The organism is Stenotrophomonas sp. 05L414_2, assembly GCF_056397905.1.
This window is the reverse complement of record NZ_JBFTOJ010000221.1, coordinates 1-5,774: the sequence shown is the minus strand read 5'-3', so window position 1 is coordinate 5,774 and position 5,774 is coordinate 1. Positions and strand designations below refer to the sequence as shown.

Sequence of the window (5,774 nt, the reverse complement as noted above, 5' to 3'; positions counted from 1 at the left end):
GAGTAGTACATCGTGCGATGTGCCTTTGACGCGAAAGTGACCTAGCTGAGCTCCCTAGCACCTCTTAACTGAGGCGACACACAGGCAGTTAGAGCCTCTCCATCCCACCTCGGGATTGGAGAAAGCCATGAAGCGAAGTTCAGGCCGCTCAGCGGAACGTCCTGCTTGGAATCTAGGCAAGCTTGTGGGACAGAAGGCGCCCCTAAAGCTCAAGGAGATCTGGTCGATTCGAGTCAGGCTTCAGCTCAAGGGCGATAGTCGGCAGTTAGCGCTTTTTGATCTCGCCATCGATAGCAAGCTGCGCGCGTGCGATCTGGTTGGGCTGCGGGTCCGTGACGTCGCACACGGCATGCATATTGGTTCAAGGGCATGCGTCATCCAGCGCAAAACAAAGCGTCCTGTCCGGTTCGAGATAACGCCGCAGACTAGAGATGCATTGGTCGCTTGGATCGATAGTCAGAAGCTTGGCCTCGACGATTACCTCTTCCCCGGCGGGCAGCGAGGCTCAACCCACCTCTCCACGCGCCAGTACGCCCGCTTGGTGAAGGCTTGGGTGCTCAGTATCGGTCTGGATCCGGTGAACTACGGTACGCATTCCATGCGTCGCACCGAGGCATCGCTCATCTATCAACGTACCAAGAACCTCCGCGCCGTCCAACTGCTGCTTGGGCACAGCAAGATTGAGAGTACCGTCCGCTACCTGGGGGTCGAGGTGGATGATGCCCTTGCGCTAGCAGAGCAGACCGAGGCATAGCGTTCCTCCGAAAGCTGCCTTAGAACGGCCGCTTTCGACCCGAAGCGGACATCCRCCGGGGCGCACGCTCTGCACCCTGCTCGGTCCGGTTGCAAATTGGCTTGTTAGCCGGACCCCGTCGTCCTAAGATCGAGTCGTACCAAGGGGATRGCCCGCCAACCGGCGCGCTGTGGAAGTCGTACAACCGGACTCAGGGATCCGGCTACTAAGTAGTTGGGCCCCATCAAGAAAGGTCGATCAATGAGCAGCGAAGTGCTGGGTCTCTCTGAAACAGATCTGACCAAGTCCCTGGCCTACGCGGGCTTTGTCTTGCTTGCTTACGAATTGGTGAGAAGCCTCATCGTCGAGCCCATCAAGCTCTTCTATCGCGACACGACGTTCGAGGCCGGCCCCTTCAAGTCGTATGAGGTAGACGTCAAGGCTCGGCACAAGAACGACTTCGAAGCGTKCCTTCTTTACCTTCGAGACTTCATGCAGGCAATCGACAACGATGACGTCAAAGCGATCCAGGCCCTGCGGACTCATCGCAATGACTTGGCGCATGACCTGCCGAATCAACTGAAGCGGCTCAACGTAGACAGCTACGCGCCTCTGCTCGAGAGGGCCGAAAAAGCTCTGTTCAAGCTGAGCAACTACCGTACTTACATAGAGATTGGACATGACCCTGAATTCCAAGACAAGGGTATTGACTGGTCCACCGTCTACAGCACTGAGTACATGATCTTTCGAGAAGTCATCGAGAAGGTGAAGATTCTGGGGGATGCGCTGAGATGACGCCGAACCAGCTGTTGCAGCCGACGTCACTGCTTCCGCTTCGCTCCGGAAACGCCGCGACTGAACGCTGGCGTTAGGCATGTATGGCGCTCCATCTCATCTCATCGGAAGAGCTACGCGTTGCATGTAGGCAACGTCTAGAGTCATGTGAGCTATGGCTTCGCAGACTAGTTCACGACCAGCTTTGAAAGGAGTCTGGCGAGAACTACATAGATGTGGCCATTATCGATGGACATGCCATTTTCAAGACGTCCATTAGGGGGATCATGTCGACACAGCGCGCTGGATGAGGTCCGAATCGTGGGCGCAGTTTTGGAGGGTGTGGCTGAGGCGGGTGTGCACCTTCACCCAACGAAGGTCGTCTACGTTGAGAACGACTCACCGCGCTACGATCTTTACAAGTACTGCGCTTACCTCTTGGCAAAGCGCGTTGGCGCGGGCGAGCCATTTCCGGCACCCGTGCAAGGGCCACATAGCTAGTCATTCAAGCGGACGCTTTCGGCGCGGCTCAGTTCACGAGTTGGTCGGTGTCCGCTTCTGGCCGGAAGCGGACATGGGAAGTTCGGTCCCCAGAGTGGTGAATCCATCCGATGCCACTCCGTGAAGTCCTAGGTGCTTGTCTCCTCTGCACGCGTTCTGGACCGTGACGTGCCAGGGCGCTTAATGCCTATCAGACGACCAAGTGGCGGGCCTTCAGCCCGCTCAGTGCCAACGCACTCAGCGCACGGGTCGGGGCGGCGCACGCGTCAGCGTGGATCGTCACCGGGTAGCCCACCGCCTCCGGCGAGAGGGCTGTGTGAGTGACGCAATGCTGGGTCATCATGCCGACCAGATCGATGGTGTCCACCTTGTGCTGCCGGAGCAGCTCGGCGAGATTGGTTCGCAGAAAGCTATCCGCCTCATGCTTGACCACCAAAGGGGAATTCCGCATCGCCGATTGAATGGAAGGATGCAGATCGGCGCCGACGCTGCCGGTCTCGAAGAAGGGCGCGCCAGCGGGTGCCTGATGCTGTACGACCACGACCAGATCGTTGTTGCCGTGCGCGGTCTCGATCAGTACCAGCGCACTCTGGTGTGCTTCCTCCGCGCCTTCCAGCGGGAAGTGGCCGCCAGCAAAGTAGTCATTCTGGATATCAATCACAATGAGCGCTTTCATACATCCTCCTTTAGAAGTCGATGACTTCGCCATCCTGCGGAATGACGACACTGCTTTCGATGCCCTTTTCGATGACGTAGTCCTGCAGGTCGTAGCGGCTGACGCTCATGTGATTGACCGCATCCATGTGTACAGCCACGATCCTGGCGTTGGGAGACATCTGGTGCACGCGCAGCGTATCTTCCTTGCCCATGATGATGCCGGTATTGAATCCATCGATCCGCGCATCGCCCGTGTTGAGAACCACCACGTCAGGCTTGAAAGTCTTCAACGTTTCGCGAACTTCGGCTTCCCAGACGGTGTCGCCGGCCACATACACCGTCTTCAGACCAGCCTGCTGGAAAACAAAGCCCATGGTTGCGCCGAGCAGCTTGCCCACCTCGGGGATGGCGTACATTTCCTCCGAGCCATGACGGGCGCCTGCCTTGCTGATCCTGACGCCGTTGAATACGGTGCCGGTGCCCAGGATTCGAACATCCTTGAAACCCTGCTTGCGGAGCAGGGCCGCATCCGCATTGTCCTGGACGAACATGGGCAGCGACTTGGGGATTTCTTTCTGGGCAGCATCATCCCAGTGGTCGAGGTGGGTGTGGCTGATCAGGACTGCGTCGACACCACGCAGCACGGACTCAACGGACTCCGGAAGCTCCACGAGCGGGTTGCGCAGGTGGCTACGGTAAGTGCCGGCAAAACCCGGGTAGGTTCCCTTGCGTGCAAGCATGGGATCGACCAGGAAGACCTGGCCGCCATACGTCACCTTGATGGTGGCATTGCGGATCTGCTGGATCGAGACCTTGGGGCTGACCTCGGCACTGAATGCGTGGAGTGGGGCACCCATGGCCAGCATCAGGCACAGTGCGACGGGAAGTGTCTTGCTCATTGAAGTTCCTTGAGGGCTCATGTGATGGGAAAAGTCTGGGCTTGGCGCCTTCCGTGAGATACTGGCCCAGATGTCAAATGACGATGGGATCGGGCCAAAATGACCATCCACTCAGAATCTGTGGGTACGACGGAGGTCGTCCTGCTGGCACAGCCGGGCGTCAGCGCGTTTCACCTGTCTGTCCCGCTGGCGATCTTCGGCATGTGTTTTGAGGGGCGAACGGAGTTCCGGGTACGGGTCGCCGTCGAGGGCGGCGGAGGGCCGACTTCGCACTGCTTGATGATCAGGGGTGACGGCGGACTGGAGCTCCTCGATAAGGCCGACGTCGTTGTGGTCGCAGGTTGGCCGGAGCTGGGGCAGGCGCCCTCCGAGGCGCTTCAGCACGGACTGCGCGCTGCCCATGAGCGCGGCGCCTACGTCGTTGGCCTCTGCTATGGTACCTACGCGCTGGCCTACTCAGGCCTTCTGGATGGAAAGCGCGCTGCGACCCATTGGGCAGGCGAATCGGACTTCCAGGGTAGATTTCCAAGCGTAAAGCTGGACGTGGACGCACTCTATGTAGACGAGGACAGGCTCGTCACTTCGGCCGGCACCGGCGCAGGACTGGACTGCTGCATCTACCTGGTGCGAAAGCTCTACGGAACGAAGGAGGCCAACCGCGTCGCGCGGGTGATGGTGTTGCCGCCGCACCGCGAGGGTGGGCAGGCCCAGTACATCGATCAACCCGTCCCAGACAACTCACGGGACGCCGCCCTCAGTAGTCTGATGGACGAGGTCCGGCGCAATCTCGGTGACGATCATTCCATCGACAGCCTAGCGTCAAAAGTGGCGATGAGCCGGAGAACATTCACCCGCAGGTTTGCAAAGGTCACCGGCATGACCGTTGGTGACTGGGTTCAGGCGGAACGACTTCGCCGCGCCAAGGAGCTGCTTGAGAGTTCAGCGCTGCCGATCGATGTGGTGGCAGAGAAGGCCGGGTTTCAGAGCGCGGTTTCATTCCGTCAGAGTTTCAAGCGAGCAATGCACGTGAGTCCCTCGGACTGGAGAAAGACTTTCGGGCAGTGACGCGCTCAGATGAAGGAGCACTGGATTCGTCTCAGTTGACAGTGAACCGAGCTACGCCAGATCGAGCTCTTCCAGGCACCGGCACGCTTCCCTGATGCCCGCTGCTGGCCGATAGCGGACATGTTAGCCAGCGGTGGCGTCCGGAAGGCATCTGTCTGAGGGATTCGCTCGCTAAAGTAGTCCACCCGAGCGACACAGGCTCGACATCGCCTCGGGATATCTGGACCCTGACGGCTGAGTTCGCGATCTATGCCTTCTCGCTCTTGGCGGAGAAAAGCTCTGTAGCCCAAGCGGTGAATGCTTGGACGATGGGCGATCCATAACGGTGATGCGGATACAGGATCGACACCGGCACCGACGGCGGCCGCCACTGCCGCAGCACCTCGACCAAGCTGCCATCCTGCAACTGCTTCTCCACCAATACGCGTTGCAACTGTGCCAAGCCGTATCCCTGCATGCACAGCTTGATGTAGAGCTCGGTCTCATTCACGGCGACCGAGCCGTCAATGGGTACCACCCGTCGCTTCCCATCGACAGAGAAGAGCAGGTTGCCGCCGCCCCTCGAACCATGGGAAAAATGGTGGACCGCGCGGTGGCCGGCGAGGTCTTCAAGTGATTGCGGGACGCCATATCTCTCCAGATAGCGTGGCGCGGCGCAGGTGATCCAACTGAAATTTCCCAGCGGCCGGGCCACTAGGCTGGAGTCTTCCAGCGGCCCAGTCCGGATCACACAGTCCACGCCTTCCTGGACGAGGTCGACCGGTCGGTCACCCACGCCGATCATTAGATAGATCTCGGGATACTGGCGGCGGAAACTCTCCAGATTCGGAAGAATCACCGAGTGCGCGATGCCGACCGGCATGTCGATCCTCAACCGCCCCCGCAGGTCCTTTGGTGCGGGCTTCAGGCCGGTCTCCGCCTGTTCGATCAGGTTGAGGATCTCGCGGCACTGGGCGTAGTAGCGTTCGCCGTCCGAGGTGGGGCTGACGCTGCGCGTTGTCCGGTTTAGCAGGCGGACTCGCAGGTGTTTTTCCAAGCCCTTGATCAGACCTGTGACGGTAGACGGAGGCAGGGCGAGGGCCTCGGCGGCACGCACGAAGCTCTTGGCGTCCACCACGCGCACGTAGACCTGCATTGCGATGCGA

General features: G+C 59.6%; 6 protein-coding genes. 3 read left to right on the top strand and 3 right to left on the bottom strand.

Translation table 11 applies throughout. The features are described from left to right. Positions 1-127: 127 nt before the first annotated feature. Positions 128-754, top strand: coding sequence for a tyrosine-type recombinase/integrase (locus AC1DJN_RS20300; protein WP_442251560.1), 627 nt, complete (start codon positions 128-130; stop codon positions 752-754). A 240-nt stretch (positions 755-994) separates the two neighbouring features. After that, a complete protein-coding gene (locus tag AC1DJN_RS20295; protein WP_478039980.1) occupies positions 995-1,528 on the top strand; it encodes a hypothetical protein in 534 nt (177 codons plus the stop codon). 670 nt (positions 1,529-2,198) lie between these two features. Here AC1DJN_RS20295 and AC1DJN_RS20290 read toward each other — a convergent pair. Further along, entirely contained in the window at positions 2,199-2,684 is a 486-nt protein-coding gene (locus AC1DJN_RS20290; protein WP_478039978.1) for an isochorismatase family protein, read from the bottom strand. Positions 2,685-2,694: 10 nt separating this feature from the next. Then, positions 2,695-3,564 carry an MBL fold metallo-hydrolase gene (locus AC1DJN_RS20285; RefSeq protein ID WP_137190677.1) on the bottom strand — a complete coding sequence of 290 codons (870 nt, stop codon included), beginning with the start codon at positions 3,562-3,564 and terminating at the stop codon, positions 2,695-2,697. Positions 3,565-3,663: 99 nt separating this feature from the next. Between AC1DJN_RS20285 and AC1DJN_RS20280 the strand changes: the two genes are divergently transcribed. Then, positions 3,664-4,629, top strand: coding sequence for a GlxA family transcriptional regulator (locus AC1DJN_RS20280; protein WP_478013508.1), 966 nt, complete (start codon positions 3,664-3,666; stop codon positions 4,627-4,629). Between the two features lie 247 nt (positions 4,630-4,876). Here AC1DJN_RS20280 and AC1DJN_RS20275 read toward each other — a convergent pair. After that, positions 4,877-5,774 (bottom strand): LysR family transcriptional regulator (locus AC1DJN_RS20275; protein WP_478039976.1); only part of this gene is annotated, 898 nt, incomplete at its 5' end.

Coding starts and splice junctions, on each gene's coding strand:
- AC1DJN_RS20300 (WP_442251560.1), top strand. CDS start 128: ATGAAGCGAAGTTCAGGCCGCTCAGCGGAACGTCCTGCTTGGAATCTA.
- AC1DJN_RS20290 (WP_478039978.1), bottom strand. CDS start 2,684: ATGAAAGCGCTCATTGTGATTGATATCCAGAATGACTACTTTGCTGGC.
- AC1DJN_RS20280 (WP_478013508.1), top strand. CDS start 3,664: ATGACCATCCACTCAGAATCTGTGGGTACGACGGAGGTCGTCCTGCTG.
- AC1DJN_RS20285 (WP_137190677.1), bottom strand. CDS start 3,564: ATGAGCAAGACACTTCCCGTCGCACTGTGCCTGATGCTGGCCATGGGT.